Origin of the sequence: Pseudomonas sp. UBA6310, assembly GCF_002438225.1 — a bacterium.
Classification (GTDB): Bacteria; Pseudomonadota; Gammaproteobacteria; order Pseudomonadales; family Pseudomonadaceae; genus Pseudomonas_O; species Pseudomonas_O kuykendallii.
Genome location: NZ_DJTK01000001.1, coordinates 1 through 18,100, shown reverse-complemented (window position 1 = coordinate 18,100; position 18,100 = coordinate 1). Strand labels below are relative to the sequence as shown.

General features: G+C 69.0%; 12 protein-coding genes. 5 read left to right on the top strand and 7 right to left on the bottom strand.

What is annotated here, in order from left to right:
- Window positions 1-7: 7 nt before the first annotated feature.
- Window positions 8-1,270, bottom strand: coding sequence for an L-methionine/branched-chain amino acid transporter (gene yjeH / locus B3E91_RS00060; RefSeq protein ID WP_287027832.1), 1,263 nt, complete (start codon window positions 1,268-1,270; stop codon window positions 8-10).
- Between the two features lie 395 nt (window positions 1,271-1,665).
- Here yjeH and B3E91_RS00055 point away from each other — a divergent pair, with 395 nt between their 5' ends.
- The 5 genes from B3E91_RS00055 (at window position 1,666) to B3E91_RS00035 (ending at window position 10,791) form a co-directional block, all read left to right on the top strand.
- Window positions 1,666-2,085 (top strand): Lrp/AsnC family transcriptional regulator, encoded by a 420-nt coding sequence (locus B3E91_RS00055; protein ID WP_273232104.1) that lies wholly within the window; start codon window positions 1,666-1,668, stop codon window positions 2,083-2,085.
- A gap of 781 nt (window positions 2,086-2,866) precedes the next feature.
- Entirely contained in the window at window positions 2,867-3,820 is a 954-nt protein-coding gene (gene argC / locus B3E91_RS00050; RefSeq protein ID WP_273232107.1) for an N-acetyl-gamma-glutamyl-phosphate reductase, read from the top strand.
- Window positions 3,821-3,921: 101 nt separating this feature from the next.
- Window positions 3,922-5,139 carry an exonuclease subunit SbcD gene (gene sbcD, locus B3E91_RS00045; RefSeq protein ID WP_287027845.1) on the top strand — a complete coding sequence of 406 codons (1,218 nt, stop codon included), beginning with the start codon at window positions 3,922-3,924 and terminating at the stop codon, window positions 5,137-5,139.
- Between the two features lie 395 nt (window positions 5,140-5,534).
- Window positions 5,535-8,981, top strand: coding sequence for an AAA family ATPase (locus tag B3E91_RS00040; protein WP_287027831.1), 3,447 nt, complete (start codon window positions 5,535-5,537; stop codon window positions 8,979-8,981).
- 181 nt (window positions 8,982-9,162) lie between these two features.
- Window positions 9,163-10,791, top strand: coding sequence for a glucan biosynthesis protein (locus tag B3E91_RS00035; protein ID WP_287027830.1), 1,629 nt, complete (start codon window positions 9,163-9,165; stop codon window positions 10,789-10,791).
- Between the two features lie 175 nt (window positions 10,792-10,966).
- Here the strand turns inward: B3E91_RS00035 and B3E91_RS00030 are convergent, their stop codons facing one another.
- From B3E91_RS00030 to B3E91_RS00005, 6 genes are all read right to left on the bottom strand, one after another.
- Window positions 10,967-12,808, bottom strand: a complete 1,842-nt coding sequence (locus tag B3E91_RS00030) for an ABC transporter ATP-binding protein (protein ID WP_273232112.1) — start codon at window positions 12,806-12,808, stop codon at window positions 10,967-10,969.
- A gap of 97 nt (window positions 12,809-12,905) precedes the next feature.
- Window positions 12,906-13,481: an isochorismatase family cysteine hydrolase gene (locus B3E91_RS00025; protein WP_287027829.1), complete on the bottom strand. Its 576-nt coding sequence runs from the start codon at window positions 13,479-13,481 to the stop codon at window positions 12,906-12,908.
- A gap of 67 nt (window positions 13,482-13,548) precedes the next feature.
- Window positions 13,549-14,529 (bottom strand): 23S rRNA (adenine(1618)-N(6))-methyltransferase RlmF, encoded by a 981-nt coding sequence (gene rlmF, locus B3E91_RS00020; RefSeq protein WP_287027828.1) that lies wholly within the window; start codon window positions 14,527-14,529, stop codon window positions 13,549-13,551.
- 118 nt (window positions 14,530-14,647) lie between these two features.
- On the bottom strand, window positions 14,648-16,477 hold the full coding sequence (locus B3E91_RS00015; RefSeq protein WP_287027827.1) for an SLC13 family permease: 1,830 nt from the start codon (window positions 16,475-16,477) through the stop codon (window positions 14,648-14,650).
- A 33-nt stretch (window positions 16,478-16,510) separates the two neighbouring features.
- The gene (locus B3E91_RS00010; protein ID WP_287027826.1) at window positions 16,511-16,807 is read right to left on the bottom strand and encodes a winged helix-turn-helix domain-containing protein; all 297 of its coding nucleotides are present in this window, start codon (window positions 16,805-16,807) and stop codon (window positions 16,511-16,513) included.
- Window positions 16,808-16,894: 87 nt separating this feature from the next.
- Window positions 16,895-18,100: class I tRNA ligase family protein (locus B3E91_RS00005; protein WP_287027825.1), on the bottom strand; the 1,206-nt coding region annotated here is incomplete at its 5' end.

Sequence of the window (18,100 nt, the reverse complement as noted above, 5' to 3'; positions counted from 1 at the left end):
CCGAGGGTCACCCTTGAGCGGCGGTGGCCCGACGGGGCGGTCGCCGCCCATGCAGCGCCACAAGCACGCCGAGCAGCGCCAGCGCGTACAGCGCCTGAACGCCCAGCGCCACCAGCACCAGTGCGCAAAGCACCACCGAAATTCCCGCCAGCCAGCGCCAGAGGCCGTCCAGCAGCACCCAGCCGGCGGCCATGCTGAGCAGGTAGACGAGCACGAAGTTGCCGTTGGCGTAGCGGATCAGCTCGTCCACCGACAGCGACAGCAGGCTGCTCGCCAGCGAACACAGCGCGCAGCAGGCGACGATCAGCAGCAGCGCGCGGGCCGGCACGCCGTGTCGGTTGAGCCGCGCCAGCCCGGCCGGCGCCTTGCCTTCGTCGGCCAGGCTCCAGAGCAACCGGGCGAAACCCAGCAGGTAGACGTTGGTCGAGGCGAAGCAGGCCAGGTAACCGAGCAACGCCAGCAGCCAGCGGCCGCGTTCGCCGAACAGTTGGCCGACCAGGTCGGGCAGCGAGGTGGCATCGCGCTGGGCGTCGCCGTAGTGGCCGAAGTTCAGCACCGCCAGCGAGCAGGCCCAGTACACCAGCCCGGCGAGCAGGGTGCCGAGCAGCAGCGCCAGCGGGAAGTCGCGTTGCGGGCGGCGGAATTCCTCGCCGAGGTGGGCAAACGCCTCGATGCCGACGAAGCACCAGAACATCACCGCCAGCGCCGTGGGCAGGCGCGACCAGTCCGGCGAGGCGCTGTTCAGCAGGGGCAGGCTGGCGCCCGGCAGATCGCCGGCCCACCAGATCAGCGCGATGCAGGCGACGATGGCCACCGCGATCACCGCCTGCAGGCTGCCGGAGGCGCGCATCGGCCGTTGCCCGAGCAGCAGGATGATCGCCAGCGTACCGAGCTGGATCGCCAGCGCCTGGCCGGGCGTGATGGCGAACACCGATTGCCAGAAGCCCACGCCGATGTGCAGCGCGGCGGGCACGCCGACGGGAATCACCGCGAGGAACAGCCAGGCGCTGACCCGCTCCAGACGCAGCCCGAAGGCGCGGCCGATCAGGTGCGGCGCACCGCCGGCGTGGGGAAACCGCCGGCCTAGCTGGGCGAAGGTGAAAGCCACCGGCAGCACCAGCAGGATCAGCAGCGGCCAGGCCCACAGCGAGGCGATGCCGGCGCTGCTGGCGGCGAGGGCGGGGACCACGAAGATTCCGGTTCCCAGTAGCGAGGTGGCGAGCAGGGCGATGCCTTGCAGCAGTCCCAGCTCCTTGTTCAGACGGCTCATACGGTATGCTCACGAGCTTGAAACGGCGGTACGCCATGTTAGGGTCTGTTGACGTTTCAGCACGACCGCGCCGGAGCCCGTTTTAGCGCGAGGCAAGGCACGAGGTGCGAAGTTTGGCGCGCTAAATGAGTCACCGAGAAACGCCGGCTCGCGCTAAAACGGGCCCGGCCCTCGGGTTGCGCGAGAAATCACGCCAGACGTCGTTGGAGAACTTGAAAAGGGAATGCCATTCCCTGCGTTCTCCGCCTAGCCTGGTGTGATTTGTCGCAGCAACGCGGCTTGTGCTGAAACGTCAACAGACCCTACGCCTCCGCCGCCGTTCAGGTTGCCGGCGTTGCCCGGCAGAGTGGCGCAAACCGCCGCCGAATCGCCTGTCACCGTTTTGCGAGAACCCCGTGGACAAGTTCGATCGCCAGATCATCGCCCTGTTGCGCAGCGACGCGCGCACCCCCGTCACCCGCATCGCCGAAAGCATCAGCCTGTCGCGCTCGGCGGTGGCCGAACGCATTCGCCAACTGGAGGAACGCGGGGTGATCCAGGGCTATCACGCCCGCGTCGCGGACCCCGAAAGCAACGCGATCAAGGCCTACCTCGAACTGTTCTATCACGAGAGCCGCTGCGAGCAGTACGTCGAGCGGATGCGCGCATTCCCGGAAATCCAGCGCTGCAGCGGCATCAGCGGCGAGACCGACATGCTGGTCTACCTCGAAGTCGCGAGCATGGCGCGGCTCGGCGAAATCCGCGGGCAGATCGAGAACTTCCCCGGCATGCAGCGGGTGAAGACCCACGTCGTCGTGACCGACTGGGCGTTCTGACCGCGCCGGGATTCCCCCAGCCTATGTGGCGGGCACGGCATCGCTCCGTAGGGTGCGCCGCGCGCACCAATGGCCGGTCATCTGCGGCGCGAATCGCTTCACCCGTTGCGGTGCGCATGGCGCACCCTACGTAATGAGCGCCGCGCGCCCGTATTACCCCGAGCATCGCCCCGTAGGGTGCGCCGCGCGCACCGATGGCCGGCCATCTGTGGCGCGAATCGCTTCACTCGTCGCGGTGCGCACGGCGCACCCTACGTAATGAGCGCCGCGCGCCGGGATTACCCCGAGCATCGCCCCGTAGGGTGCGCCGTGCGCACCAATGGCCGGTCATCTGCGGCGCGAACCGCTTCACTCGTTGCGGTGCGCACGGCGCACCCTACGTAATGAGCGCCGCGCGCCGGGATTCCCCCGAGCATCGCTCCGTAGGGTGCGCCGCGCGCACCGATGGCCGGCCATCTGTGGCGCGAATCGCTTCACTCGTCGCGGTGCGCACGGCGCACCCTACGTAATGAGCGCCGCGCGCCCGTATTACCCCGAGCATCGCCCCGTAGGGTGCGCCGCGCGCACCAATGGCCGGTCGTCCGCGGCACGAATCGCTTCACTCGTTGCGGTGCGCATGGCGCACCCTACGGACTGAGCGCCGGGCGTCTGTCCCGGTTTGCGCGCCTGCCCCCGGCACGATGATCGGGGTCGTCCGCGCTGTCGTGCGCCGGTCGAGTCGGTACAATGTCGGCCAATCGGGCCCGCCGGCGGGCCGTCACCTATTCGCGAGGGCTGGGCAATGACGTTCAAAGTATTCGTAGATGGCCAGGAAGGCACCACCGGGCTGCGCCTGCTCGACTACCTCGGCGGTCGCTCGGATATCGAGCTGCTGCGCATCGACGACGCCAAGCGCAAGGATTCCGCCGAGCGCGCGCGTTTCCTCAATGCCGCCGACGTGGCCTTCCTCTGCCTGCCCGACGCTGCCTCGCGCGAGGCCGTCGCGCTGGTGAACAACCCGAACACCTGCATCATCGACGCCAGCACCGCCTTCCGTACCGACAGCGGCTGGGCCTACGGCCTGCCGGAGCTGGCGCCCGGCCAGCGCGAGGCGATCCGCGCCAGCAAGCGCATCGCCAACCCCGGCTGCCATGCCACCGCCTTCATCCTGCTGGTTCGCCCGCTGGTGGACGCCGGCCTGCTGCCGGCCGACTACCCGCTCAGCGCCTTCTCGCTGACCGGCTACAGCGGCGGCGGCAAGCAGATGATCGCCGAATACGAAGCCGGCGCTAACGCCAAGCTGAAGAGCCCGCGCGCCTATGCCCTCGGCCAGGCACACAAGCACCTGCCGGAAATGCGCGTGCAGACCGGGATCGCCGCTGCGCCGGTGTTCAACCCCATCGTCGGCGACTTCCTCAAGGGCCTGTCGGTGACCGTTCCGCTGCAGCTCAGCCACCTGCCGGCCGGCGCCAGCGTGGAAAGCCTTCACGCCGCGCTGGTCAGGCATTACGCCGGCGAGCCGTTCATCCGCGTGATGCCACTGGACGGCGCCGACAACCTCGACGGCGGCTTCCTCGACGTGCAGGCCTGCAACGAGAGCAACCGCGCCGACCTGTTCGTCTTCGGCAACGCCGAGCGCGTGACCCTGGTCGCGCGCCTCGACAACCTCGGCAAGGGCGCTGCCGGCGCCGCCGTGCAGTGCATGAACGTGCACATCGGCGCCGCGGAAAACACTGGGCTCAACAGCGGCCTGTGATCCTCCCGGCGGGCTCTGCAAACGAGCCCGCCAGCAAGGGCACCACGATGGAAACCCTCTCCCTGTTCGATACGCCGCCGGCCGCCGCGCCCTTCGACGGCCTGCGCCTGCTGCACACCTCCGATTGGCACCTCGGCCAGCACTTCATGGGCAAGACCCGCCAGGCCGAGCACCAGGCGTTCTGCGACTGGCTGATCGGCCAGGTGCGCGAGCAGGCGGTGGACGTGGTGCTGATCGCCGGCGACATCTTCGATACCGGCGCGCCGCCCAGCTACGCCCGCGAGCAGTACAACCGCTTCGTCGTCGACCTGCGCGACAGCGGTGCGCAACTGGTCGTGCTCGGCGGCAACCACGACTCGGTGGCGACCCTCGGCGAGTCGCGCAGCCTGCTCGGGCGGCTCGGCGCGCGGGTGGTTCCGGCGGTGGCGGAAAACCCGGAAGACCAGTTGCTGCTGCTCGACAACCGCGACGGTTCACCGGGCGCGCTGCTCTGCGCGATCCCGTTCCTCCGCCCGCGCGACCTGCTCCGCAGCGAAGCGGGGCAGAGCGCCGAGGACAAGCAACGCTCGCTGCAGGAAGCCATCGCCGGGCACTACCGGGAGCTCTTCACGCTGGCCGAGCGGCGCCGCGCCGAACGCGGTAGCGCATTGCCGATCATCGCCAGCGGCCACCTGACCACGGTGGGCGCCAGTGCCAGCGATTCGGTGCGGGAAATCTACGTCGGCGCGCTGGAGGCCTTTCCCACCAACGCCTTCCCGGCGGCGGCCTACATCGCCCTCGGGCACATCCACCGGCCGCAGAAGGTCGGTGGCCTGGAGCACATCCGCTACTGCGGATCGCCGATCCCGCTGGCCTTCGACGAAGCGCGGCAGGAAAAACAGGTGCTGCTGGTGGACCTCGACAGCGACGGCCTGCGCGCGGTGACGTCGCTGCCGGTGCCGCGCTTCCAGCCGCTGGCCTCGCTGCGCGGCTCACTGGCGGAACTCAAGGGGGCGATCGCCGAAGCAGCGCGCCAGGGCAGCATGGCGCTGCCGGTGTGGCTGGACGTCTGCGTCGCCAGCGACGACTACCTGGCCGACCTCTCGGCACCGGTTGGCGCACTCTGCGAAGGGCTGCCGGTGGAAGTGCTGCGCCTGCGCCGCGAACGCGGCCAGAGCGTCGCCGGCCTGCTCGGCGAATCCCGCGAAACCCTCGACGAACTCACCCCGCACGACGTCTTCGCCCGCCGCCTCGCCAGCGAAACCCTCGACGACGCCCTCCAGCAGCGTCTCCACGATCTACACCGGCAGGTGCTCGGCGAGTTGCAGGACGGGGAATAGTGTCGGGCGATGAACCGCCTGGTGGGCAGGTGAAGCGTTGCCCACCCTACGGAACTGGAGTACCTACGTAGGGTGGGTGAGCCGCGCCGGGCGAGGGGGTTTGGGCAGGCGCGGAGGCCGGCGCGCGGCGTAACCCGCCAGGCGGCGTCATGCCGGACTCCGCCCGGTGGGTTACCCGGCTTTCGGCCTCGGGTCGTCAGGGGCTATCGAGGGATGCCGCTAACCCACCCTACGAGACTGCGCGTAGGGCGGATGACCGCCCCGTGAAAAATGCGAAGCGTTTTCCACCGATTGAATCTTCTCCGTACCCGCTAACTACTTCCGGTCGCTGAAAGACCCTACCGCAGCCCGTAGAATGCGTTCCTCGATCCCGACTCTGACTGCCCTCCGACGCCATGAAAATCCTCTCGCTGCGCCTGAAGAACCTCAACTCGCTCAAGGGCGAGTGGAAGATCGACTTCACCGCCGAGCCGTTCCGCGACAACGGGTTGTTCGCCATCACCGGGCCGACCGGGGCGGGCAAGACCACCTTGCTAGATGCCATCTGCCTGGCGCTTTACCACCGCACGCCGCGGATGAATGCGCTGTCGGCGAGCAGCAACGAGCTGATGACGCGGCACTGCGCCGATTGCCTGGCCGAGGTCGAGTTCGAGGTGAAGGGGCAGGGCTACCGGGCGTTCTGGAGCCAGCGTCGGGCGCGCGACAAGGCCGATGGTGCGTTGCAGGCGCCGCGCGCCGAGCTGGCGCGGCTGGACGGGCAGATCATCAGCGACAAGCTGAGCGAGAAGCCGCGCGAGGTGGAGCGCCTGACCGGGCTGGATTTCGAGCGTTTCACCAAGTCCATGCTGCTGGCCCAGGGCGGTTTCGCCGCCTTTCTCGAGGCGTCGGCCAATCAGCGCGCCGAGCTGCTGGAGGAACTCACCGGCACCGACATCTACGGGCAGCTGTCGCAGCGCGTGTTCGAGCGCACTCGCGAGGTGAAGGCGACGCTGGAACAACTGCGCGCGCGGGCCGAAGGCGTCGAGTTGCTCGACGAGCCGCAGCGCGCGGAGCTGACCGAAGAGGCCGCGCGCCTGGCCGGCGAGGAGGGCGCGTTGCAGCTGCAACGCGTCAGCGCCCAGGACCAACGCCAGTGGCTCGATGAGCTGAGCAAGGCGGAGGCGCGCCAACAGGGCGCGCTGGCCGAGGAAGCCGCGGCGCAACAGGTGCTGGAGGCGGCGGCCGGCGATCTGCAGCGCCTCGCCGAAAGCGAACCGGCGGCGCGGCTGCTGCCGGTGCAGCGCCATCGCCTGGGGGCAGAGCAGGTGCTGCGGGACACGCGACAGTCGTTGCAGACGGTCCTCGACGAACAGGTGGCGGTGTCCGCCGAAGCGCTGCGCCAGCTTTGGAATGCGCAGCGTTTTTCCGCGCAGCTGGCGGGCGAGCGCGGCGAGGCGCTGTCGGCCGTGGTCGAGCAGCGGCGAAGTCTGGACGCCGATCTGAGCGAACGCGCGCCGCACGCGGCCCTGGCCGAGCAACTGAGCGGCTGGCGCAGCCGGTTCGAGGCACGCAGCACCTGTCAGCAAGAGATCGCCGAGGCGCAGGCGCGCCAGCAGGACGCCGCCCGCCAGTTGCACGCGCTGGGCGCCGATGTCGCCGATCGGCAGCAGCACCTGCAGAGCGCGCAGGCACATCTGCAGGCGGCGCGGCAGGCGCTGGAGGCGCCGCAGCGGGATTGGCAGTCGACCCTCGACAGCCGCAGCGAAGCCGAGTGGCGCGCCGACTGGCAGCGCTTGCTGGCGCGCGGCAATGCCCTGGAACAGCTGCGCCAGCTCGGCGAGCGGCGCACGCAACTGGCCGGCCAGGTCGAGCAGGCGCGCGTCACGCTGGCCGCGCGGCAGCGTCAGCAGGATGAGAAGAACGCCGAGGTCGCGGCGCTGCGCGAGCGTTACCGCGACCTCAAGCAGCAGCTGCAGGACAAGAAGACGCTGCTCGCCCAGGAAGAGCGCATCAAGGCGCTGGAAACCCATCGCGCGCAGTTGCAGCCCGGCGATGCCTGCCCGCTGTGCGGCGCCCGCGAGCATCCGGCGATCGCTGCGTACCAGGCGCTGGACGTCTCGGAGACCGCCCGCGCCCTGGCGGCGAAGGAGGCGGAGCTGGAGGCCCTGGGTGAGCGCGGCCAGGAACTCGCCCGGCAGGCCTCGGCGCTGGACGAGCAGCGCCGCCAGGCCGGCGAGCTGCTGGCGTCCGGCGAGGAGCAGCGGCTGGCGCTGGACCAGGCCTGGCAGCGGCAGTGCGAAGCCCTGGCGCTGGAGCCCGGTGATTCCTCGGCCATCGCTGGGGCGCAGGCCGATCAGGTTGCTGCGTTGGCCGAGGTGCAGCGTCGGCTGGAGGCGCTGGATGGCCTGAAGCAGCAGCTGGAGAGTGCCCGCCTCGAACTGCAGCGCGCGCAGCAGGCCGAAGCGGACGCCGCGCAGACGCTGGCCCTGGCGCAACGCGACCAGCTCGCCCGGCAAACCGCGCTGGACGAGCTGGGCCGCCAGTTGAGCAGGCTGCACGCGCAGCAGGCGCAGGCGGACGAGACGCTGGCTGCCGAGCTGCGAACCCTCGGTTACGCGCTGCCGGCCGATGGCGCCGCCTGGCTGCGCGAGCGCGAAGCCGATGCCCAGGCCTGGCAGCAGGCGCAGGCGCGGCTGCAGGCGTTGCGCGAACAGCAGACGACGCTGGAGCACGCCGCCGCCCATGCCCGCGAGCTGGCCGGCAAGTGGCGGCAGCGCTGGCAGGCGGCGCAGCATGCGGACCTGCCCGACGACGCGCCACCACCGGCCGATCTGGAGGCCGCGATAGGCGAGGCGGAGTCGCGGCTCGCCGGCGCGCAGCAGCGCAGCGCCGAATTGCAGGGCATCCGGCACAGCCTGGAGCAGCGTCTGGCTCAGGATGACGTCAGGTTCGCCGAGGCCGAGGAGGCCTGGCGCGAGGCGCTGGAAGACAGCCCGTTCGCCGACACGCAGGCGTTTCTCGAGGCCTGTCTGGACGAGGCGCAGCGCGCCACCCTGCAGGATGCCAGGGAGCGCCTGCACACCGGGCTGGCTCAGGCGCAGGCGCTGCGAGCGTCGGCCGAACAGGCGCTGGCCGACTTGCGCGCCGCACCCAGGACCGACGCGGACGCCGCGCAGCTGGATGCGCGCCTGGCCGAGCTGGGCGCCGCGCTGCGCAGCCTGACCCAGCGTCAGGGCGAAATCCGCGCGCAACTGCAGGGCGACGAACAGCGCCGGCAGAACCAGCAGGCGCTGTTCGCCGCGATCGCCGCGCAGGAGGGCGAGCACCAGCTCTGGCAGCACCTCAACGGCCTGATCGGCTCGGCGGACGGCGCCAAGTACCGCAAGTTCGCCCAGGGCCTGACCCTCGATCACCTGGTGCACCTCGCCAATCGTCAGCTGGAACGCCTGCACGGGCGCTACCTGCTGGCGCGCAAATCGGTCGGCGAACTGGAGCTGGAGGTGATCGACACCTGGCAGGCGGATGTCGCCCGCGACACCCGCACGCTGTCCGGCGGCGAGAGCTTCCTGGTCAGCCTGGCGCTGGCCCTGGCGCTGTCCGACCTGGTCAGCCACAAGACCAGTATCGACTCGCTGTTCCTCGACGAAGGCTTCGGCACGCTGGATGGCGAAACCCTGGACATCGCCCTCGACGCGCTGGACAGCCTCAATGCCAGCGGCAAGATGATCGGCATCATCAGTCACGTCGAGGCGCTGAAGGAGCGCATTCCGGTGCAGCTCAAGGTCAGCAAGGGCCACGGAATGGGCTACAGCAGCCTGGAGAAGCGCTTCGCCGTCGAACCCCGGGTGCCGGCGACGCCGTAACAGCCGGTAAAGAATTCGCTCCGCGGACCGCCCGCGTTTTTGGGCGCCGCGAGCGCTCAACGGCGGTCGTTGCAGGCATCATTGCCGAACTGTCGCCGCGTTATGGCGTCCATTGCCACGTTTACCCCTGCCGCCGCCTCGCGGGCGCGCGGTTCCCAGAACCTCCGTCGTGAAGTCCCCCATGCAAAGACGAAATCTGTTGAAAGCGTCCATGGCGCTGGCCGCCCTGACCGGCCTGCCGGCGTCCGGTTTCTTCGCCGCCCGCGTGCTCGCCGACACCGCCAACGGCGCCGCCGAACCCTTCGACTTCAAGCGCCTGCAGGCGCAGGCCAAGGCGCTCGCCGGCAAGCCCTACGTGGATACCCGCGAGACGCTGCCGCCGACCCTGGCGAAGATGACCCCGCAGCAGTTCAACGCCATTCAGTACGACCCCGAGCATTCGCTGTGGAAAGACCTCGAAGGCCAGCTCGACGTGCAGTTCTTCCACGTCGGCATGGCGTTCCGCCAGCCGGTGCGCATGCACAGCATCGACCCGGCCACGCGCCTGTCGCGCGAAGTGCACTTCCGCCCGGAGCTGTTCAACTACGCCAGCAGCGGCGTCGATGTCGCCCAGCTCAAGGGCGACCTCGGCTTCTCCGGGTTCAAGGCGTTCAAGCAGCCGAACATCGCCAAGTACGACATCGTCTCCTTCCTCGGCGCCAGCTACTTCCGCGCGGTGGACAAGACCGGCCAGTACGGCCTCTCGGCGCGCGGCCTGGCGATCAACACCTACGCCGGCGGCCCCGAGGAATTCCCCAATTTCGTCGAGTTCTGGTTCGAGACTCCGGACAAGGACAGCACCCGCTTCGTGCTCTACGCGCTGCTCGATTCGCTCAGCGCCACCGGCGCCTACCGCTTCGACATCGACTGCCAGCCGGACCAGGTGGTGATGTCCATCGACGCGCACGTCAACGCGCGCCAGGCGATCAAGCAGCTCGGCATCACGCCGATGACCAGCATGTTCAGCTGCGGCGGCCACGAGCGGCGCATGTGCGACACCATCCACCCGAACATCCATGATTCCGATCGGCTGTCGATGTGGCGCGGCAATGGCGAGTGGGTCTGCCGCCCGCTGAACAACCCCGAGCGCATCCAGTTCAATGCCTTCGCCGACAACAATCCCAAAGGCTTCGGCCTGGTGCAGAGCGACCACGACTTCGCCACCTACCAGGACACCGTGGACTGGTACAGCCGCCGGCCGAGCCTGTGGGTCGAGCCGACCAACGACTGGGGCGAGGGTAGCGTCGACCTGATGGAGCTGCCCACCACCGGCGAGACCCTGGACAACATCGTGGTGTTCTGGAATCCCAAGCGCGCGATCACCGCCGGCACTTCGCTGAACTACGCGTACAAGCTCTACTGGGCCGCGCTGCCACCGGTGCAGCCGTCGCTGGCGAGGGTGCTCGCCACGCGCTCCGGGATGGGCGGCTTCATCGAAGGCTGGGCGCCGGGCGAGCATTACCCGGAGGTCTGGGCGCGGCGCTTCGCCATCGACTTCACCGGCGGCCCGCTGGATGCCATGGCCCCCAGCGAGGGCATCGAGCTGGTGGTCACCGCGTCCAACGGCGAGGCGAAGGACTTCCACATCCTCGCGCTGCATCCGGAGGTGAAGGGCTTCCGCGCGCTGTTCGACTGGTTCCCCACCAACGACAGCGTCGACCCCGTGGAATTTCGCGCCTTCATCCGCCGCGCGAGCGACAAGCAGGTGCTCAGCGAGACCTGGCTCTACCAGTACTTCCCGCCGGCACCGGAGAAGCGCAAGTACCCGTAGGCGGGATTCGGTGGACGGCTGAAGAAAAGCCCGCATCGAGCGGGCTTTTTCCGTCTACCAGGGGCGTTGCGTTCCCTCTCACCCAGCCCCTCTCCCATGAATGAAGGAGGGAGCGGCGTGCGCGCCCGCCGTAGGGTGGGCTTCAGCCCACACGATGCAGTGCAGCCAGCCGCGCCTACAGATACCCCTCGGCCTGCAGCCGGAACAACTGCGCGTAGCGGCCTTCGGCGGCGAGCAGCTGCGCGTGGCTGCCCTGTTCGAGGATGCGCCCGTGTTCCAGCACGATGATCTGCTCGGCGCTGCGCACGCTGGAGAAACGGTGCGAGATGAGGATGGTCATCTTGCCCGCGGCGTGCTCGCGGAAGCGCGCGAACACCTCGGCTTCGGCGGCGGCGTCCATCGCGGCGGTGGGTTCGTCGAGCACCAGGATGTCCGCCGAGCGGCGCATCCATGAGCGCGACAGGGCGATCTTCTGCCATTGCCCGCCGGAGAGCTCCTGGCCGTCGCGGAACCAGCGGCCGAGCTGGGTCGCGTAGCCCTGGTCGAGGTCGTCGATGAAGTCGCTGGCCATGCCGCGTTCGGCCGCTTCGCGCCAGCGCTCCGGATCGTCGAAGGCCTCCACGTCGCCGACGCCCAGGTTCTCGCCGACGCTCAGCTGGTAACGGGTGAAGTCCTGGAAGATCACCCCGATCCGCCGCCGCAGCGCTTCGGCGTTCCACTCCTGCAAATCGCTGCCGTCGAGCAGCACGCGCCCCTCGCTGGGCGCATACAGACGCGTCAGCAGCTTGATCAGCGTGGTCTTGCCGGAGCCGTTCTGACCGACCAGCGCCAGGCTGCGGCCGGGCTCCAGGTGCAGGTCGATGCCTTGCAGCGCCGGCCGGCTGGCGCCCGGATACTGGAAGCCGACACCCTCGAAGCGCAGGCCGTCGCCCGGCAGCACGCCGGCCTGCAACGCGCCGCGCTCCTCGGCGACCGGCTGTTCCAGATAGTCGTAGAGGTTGGACAGGTAGAGGTTGTCCTCGTACATCCCGCCGATGGCGGACAGGCTGCTGGCCACGGCGGCCTGGCCCTGGCGGAACAGCAGCAGGTACATGGTCATGTCGCCCAGGCTCAGGCGCCCGCCCACGGTGTCCAGCACCACCCAGGCGTAGGCGCCGTAGAACGCCAGCGTGCCCAGCAGGCCAAGGCCGAAACCCCAGCCGTCGCGGCGCAGGGTCAGCGCGCGGTCCTCGGCGTAGAGCTTGGCGAAGATCTCCCGGTAGCGCTGCAGCAGCAGCGGGGCGAGACCGAACAGTTTCACTTCCTTGACGCTGTCCTCGCGCGCCAGCAGCGTCTCCAGGTAGTTCTGCATGCGTGATTCCGGCGAGCGCCAACTGAACAGGCGGAAGGCATCGCCGGAAAACTTCGCTTCGGCGAAGAACACCGGCAGCGCGCCGGCCAGCAGGATCAGCAGCGCCCAGGGCGAGAAGCCGACCAGCAGCACGCCGAAGCTGATCAGCGACAGCGCGTTCTGCGCCAGGGCGAAGGTCTTGTTGACCAGCGCCAGCGGCCGCACCGAGGCGTCGCGGCGCGCGCGCAGCATCTTGTCGTAGAACTCGGAGTCCTCGAATTGCGCCAGCGACAGGCGCTGAGCCTTCTCCAGGATCAACAGGTTGACCTTCTGCCCGAGCAGTGCGCGCAGCAGGGCCTGTTGCACCGACAGCCCGCGCTGCGCCGCGGCGATCGCGGCCACCACGCCGGCCTCCATCAGCAGGTAGCGCAGCACCGGCCACAACGGCGCCTCGCCCTGCACGCGGTGCAGTTCCATCGCCGCCACCACCGCATCGACGATCTGCTTGCCCAGCCAGGCGGCCAGCGCCGGCAGCACGCCGGCCACCAGCGTCGCGGCCATCAGGCCGATGGTCAGGGGTCGTGAGGTGCTCCAGACCAGCGACAGCGCGCGACCGGCATAGCCGAGCAGGGTGGCGGCGCGGGGCAGGCGGGTTCGCGGGACGGCAGGGTTGGTGCTGGGTTTCATGGCGGGGTGCGACTTTGCTGGAGGGTTACGGGGGGCGTCGGGGTTCGGTTCGAACCCTCGACGGCCCCTAGTGTTTCACAGCCGCGCCCGGCCTGGCTCAATCCAGCTGCGCCAGTTGCTCCAGGGTGACCACGCCGGCGATGCTGCCGAGCAGGCGGATCGAGTCGACGTGGTCGGCCAGGGTCGCGGCGGCGCAGGCTTCCTCGAGGATCAGCACCTCGAAGTCGCGATCGTGGGCATCGCGGGCGGCGCTCTGGATCGCCATCGCCGTGCTCACCCCGGCGAGCACCACACGGGTCACGCCGCGGGCGCGCAGGGCGGGCTCCAGGCCGGTGCCGTGGAAGGCGTTTACGCGTGGTTTGACCAGCACCATGTCGGCCAGCGCGGACTCCAGCACCGGGTGGAATTCGGTGCCTGGCGAGCCGATCTCCAGTACGCCCATTTCCTTCGCCTTGCCGAACAGTCTGGAATGCCTGGGCAGGTTCGGATAACCCTTGTCGAAGCCGACCTTGACCAGCACCGACAGCCAGCCCTTGCGCCGCGCGATGGCCAGCGCGTGGTTGGCCTTGGCGATCACGTCGCGGTCGATGACCTGCTGCGCGGCGGCGGCCATCCTGCCGCTGGGATGGGTGATGTCGACGATGTAGTCCAGGCCGATGAATGCGGTAGTCATGCGTACTCCATTTTCCGGGGAACACCCTCATTGGATACGCGCCGCGCGGATGATTCACCGCAGCGGTTCAGTCTGCCGACGACCGTTCACCTTGCCCGCGTGCGTCGTGCCACGCCTGCCGCTGCGCGGCGTCGTGGAAGGTCCAGGCGACGAAGCGGCTCTGCTTCTGGCCCTGCGCCATTTCCACCGTGCGTTGCTGGCGCACCCCGGCGCGTTTCAGCGCGGCGCTCACCGCCGGCAGGTTGGACGCCTTGGACACCAGCGTGCTGAACCACAGTACCTGGCCGGCGCAGGCGGCGCTCTCGGCGATCAGTCGGCTGACGAAGGCGACCTCGCCGCCTTCGCAGTACAGCTCGTTGCTCTGCCCGCCGAAATTCAGCGTCGGCAACTGGCGGCTCGGGTCGAGCTTGCCGAGGTTGCGCCATTTGCGCTGGCTGCCGCGCGTGGCCTCGTCGCGCGAGGCATGGAACGGCGGGTTGCACAGCGTCAGGTCGAAACGCTCGTCGGCGTGCAGCAGGCCCTGGAGGATCTGTTCCGGGCGTTCCTGCAGGCGCAGCGCGATGGCCTTGTCCAGGCGATTGCTGCGCAGGATCACCTCGGCCGCCTTCAGCGCCACGCGGTCGATGTCCGAGCCGAGGAACCGCCAGCCGTAGTCGGCGTGGCCGAGCAGCGGGTAGATGCAGTTGGCGCCGCAGCCGATGTCCAGCACGCGCACCCCGGCGCCGCGCGGGATTTCACCGCCGTTGTCGGTGGCGAGCAGGTCGGCGAGGCCATGCAGATAGTCGGCGCGGCCGGGAATCGGCGGGCACAGGTAGCCGGGCGGGATGTCCCAGTGGGCGATGCCGTAGAGCTGCTTGAGCAGCGCGCGGTTGAACACCTTCACCGCCTCCGGGTTGGCGAAGTCGATGCTCTGCTTGCCGTACGGATTGAGGATGACGAAGGCCGCCAGTTCCGGGCTGCTGGCGATCAGCGCGGGGAAGTCGTAGCGACCCTGGTGGCGGTTGCGCGGGTGCAGCAGAGGCTTGGCGGCGGCGGGCTTGTTCGGCATGGCGGGTTATCGGTTGGCGCGGCGGGGCATTGTCCCACAAGCCGCGCCGCCCGCGTTGTATCACTGCATCGCCATCGCGCCGCCCCGCGTAGGGTGCGCCGCGCGCACCGTCACCGCGCTAGAACGGAAACAGCCAGGGCACCATCGCCACGCTGACCGCCATCACCAGCAGGGTGAAGGGCACGCCGACGCGGACGAAATCGCCGAAGCGGTAATGCCCCGGCCCCAGCACCAGGGTGTTCACCGGCGAGGAGATCGGCGTCATGAACGCCGCCGACGCCGCCAGTGCGACGATCATGGCGAACGGGTAGGGCGAGGCGCCGAGGCGTTCGGCGGTGCTCAGCGCGACCGGCGCCATCAGCACCGCGGTGGCGGTGTTGGAGATGAACAGGCCGATCAGCGCGGTGACCACGAACAGCCCGGCGAGCAGCGCGCGCGGGCCGGCCTCACCCAGCGCGCCGACCAGGCCGTTCACCGCCAGCTCGATGCCGCCGGTTTTCTGCAGCGCCAGGGCGAAGGGCAGCATGCCGACGATCAGCAGCAGGCTCTGCCAGTGGATCGCCTTGTAGGCGCTGTCCATGTCGATGCAGCGGAACGCGCCCATCAGCAGGCAGCCGATCAGCGCGGCGATCACGTTCGGCACCAGCCCGCTGACCATCAGCGCCACCATCACCGCCAACGCCAGCAGCGCGTGCGGCGCCTTGCGCGCGGCCGGCGCCACTTCGTCCACTTCCGCCGGCAGGCTGAGCACGAGGAAATCCCGACCCAGGCTCTGCAACCGGTGGATTTCCTTCCAGGCGCCGGCCACCAGCAGGATGTCGCCGGTCTTCAGCTTCTCGTCCACCAGCAGGCCGTCGAGCGCCTCGCGGTTGCGCCGCAGGCCGACCACGTTGAGCTTGTGGCGGCTGCGGAAACCCAGTTCCTGGATGGTCTTGCCCGGCAGTTCGGAATCCGGCGGCAGCGCCACTTCGGCCAGGCCGAGCACATGGGAGTGGATGCTGTAGTAGGAGGTCTGCAACGGCAGCGGCTCCAGGCCGAGTTCGTCGTAGGCGCCGAGCAGGGCGATGGCCGGGCTGGCCAGGTCGATCAGCAGGATGTCGCCGGGCAGCAGCTCGGTGTTGCCGGTGGCCATCAGCAGCAGGCTGCGGAACTTGTGCTGGCGCTCGACGGCGATCACGTTGATGCCGTAATGCTGGCGCAGTTCCAGCTCGTTCAGCGCCTGGTTCGCCAGCCGCGAGTCGGCGCGCACGCGCAGGCGCCGCTCGCGTTCGCTCAGGCGATAGCTCTGCGCCAGGTCGGCGAGGGTGCGCCGGGCGTCCTGCTCGCCGTTCTCCGGGTTGCGACTGCCCAGCCAGTGCCGTGCCAGCAGCAGATAGCCGATGCCCAGGGCAAGTATCGTCAGGCCGATCGGCGCGAAGGCGAAGAAGCCGAAACCGGCCAGCCCCTCGCGCACCAGCTCGGCGTGCACCACCATGTTCGGCGGCGTGGCGACCAGCGTCAGCATGCCGCTGATCAGCCCGGCGAAGGCCAGCGGCATCAACAGGCGGCTGGCCGCCACGCGCATCCGTGCGGCGACGCCGAGCACCACGGGGATGAAGATCGCCACCACACCGGTGGAACTCATCACCGAGCCGAGCCCGGCGACCATCAGCATCAACAGCACCAGCAGGCGCGTCTCGCTGCTGCCGGCACGGTGCACCAGCCAGTCGCCGAGGCGATAGGCGATGCCGGTGCGCACCAGGCCGTCGCCGATGACGAACAGCGCGGCGATCAGCAGCACGCTGGGGTCGCTGAACCCGGCGAGCACCTCGTGCAATTCGAGAATGCCGGTGAGCGGCAGGGCGACGATCATCAGCAGCGCGACCACGTCCACCCGCGGCCGATTGCGCACGAACAGCGTGATGCACAGGACGAGCAGGGCGAGGACCAGCAGCAGTTCCTTATTCATCGTCGGACGGTCGAATGGCGGGCGACGATGGGCTCACGGGTACTCCAGGACCGCTTTGATCATCGGCAGGTGCCGCTCGATCCAGGCCTTGTCGATGGCGCCCCAGTCGCGAATCGCGTAGCGCCCGGCGTTGTTGCGCTCGCCTTCCTGCTGCTCGAAGGCGCACTCGATATCCAGGTCGGCCAGCGCCGCCAGGGTGTCCTGGGCGGTGCGCCGCGGCATCCCGGTGGCCTCCGTCAACGCCGGCACGCTGGTCGCCGCGCCGCTGTCGATCAGCCAGGCGACGTAGAGGCGGCGGTAGAAGCTGGTCTTGGTCTTGCTGACGTCCATTCCGAGTGTCCTTGAATGCCTCTGGAACAGGCGGCCTTTCGCCGCCCGCCTAATGCACAAGGCCCGCGGGTGCGGGCCTTGGCGGCGTTACAGGTTGGCGATCTTCTGCCGCTGTTCGGCGAGGTTGGCCAGCGCCTGTTCGGCTTCGGCGAGTTTGGCGCGCTCCTTGTCGATGACGTCGGCGGGCGCCTTGTCGACGAAGCCGGCGTTGGACAACTTGCCGCCGACGCGCTTGACCTCGCCCTCCAGGCGCTGAATTTCCTTGTCCAGGCGCCCCAGTTCCGCGGCCTTGTCGATCAGGCCGGCCATCGGCACCAGCACCTGCATGTCGCCGACCAGCGCGGTGGCGGACATCGGCGCGTCCTCACCGGCGGCGAGCACGCGCACCGATTCCAGCTTGGCCAGCTTGTTCAGCAGCGGCGCGTTGTCGTTCAGCCGGCGCAGGTCCTGCTCGCTGGCGTTGGCGACGATGATGTCGATGCGCTTGGCCATGGAGATGTTCATCTCGCCACGGATCTGCCGCACGCCGAGCATCAGCGTCTTGACCCACTCGATGTCGCCTTCGGCGGCAGGATCGATGCGGCTTTCATTGGCCACCGGCCAGGGTTGCAGCATGATCGTCTCGCCGCTGACGCCGGCCTGCGCCTTGATGCGCTGCCAGATTTCCTCGGTGATGAAGGGCATGAACGGATGCGCCAGGCGCAGGATCACTTCCAGCACGCGCACCAGGGTGCGGCGGGTGCCGCGCTGGCGCTCGATGGGCGCGTTTTCGTCCCACAGCACCGGCTTGACCAGCTCCAGGTACCAGGCGCAGTACTCGTCCCAGACGAATTCGTAGAGCGCCTGGGCGGCCAGGTCGAAGCGGAAGGCGTCGAGCTGGCGGGTGACTTCGGCTTCGGCGCGCTGCAGCTGGGAGATGATCCAGCGGTCGACCGAGGACAAGTCCACGGCTTCGCCATTCACGCCGGTGTCCTGGCCATCGGTGTTCTCGATGACGAAGTTGGCGGCGTTCCACAGCTTGTTGCAGAAGTTGCGGTAGCCCTCGACGCGGCCCATGTCGAACTTGATGTCGCGCCCGGTGGAGGCCAGCGAGCAGAAGGTGAAGCGCAGCGCGTCGGTGCCGTAGCTGGCGATGCCTTCGGGGAACTCGGCCCTGGTCTGCTTGGCGATCTTCTCGGCCATCTTCGGCTGCATCAGGCCGCTGGTGCGTTTCTCCAGCAGCGCGTCCAGCGAGATGCCGTCGACGATGTCCAGCGGGTCGAGCACGTTGCCCTTGGACTTGGACATCTTCTG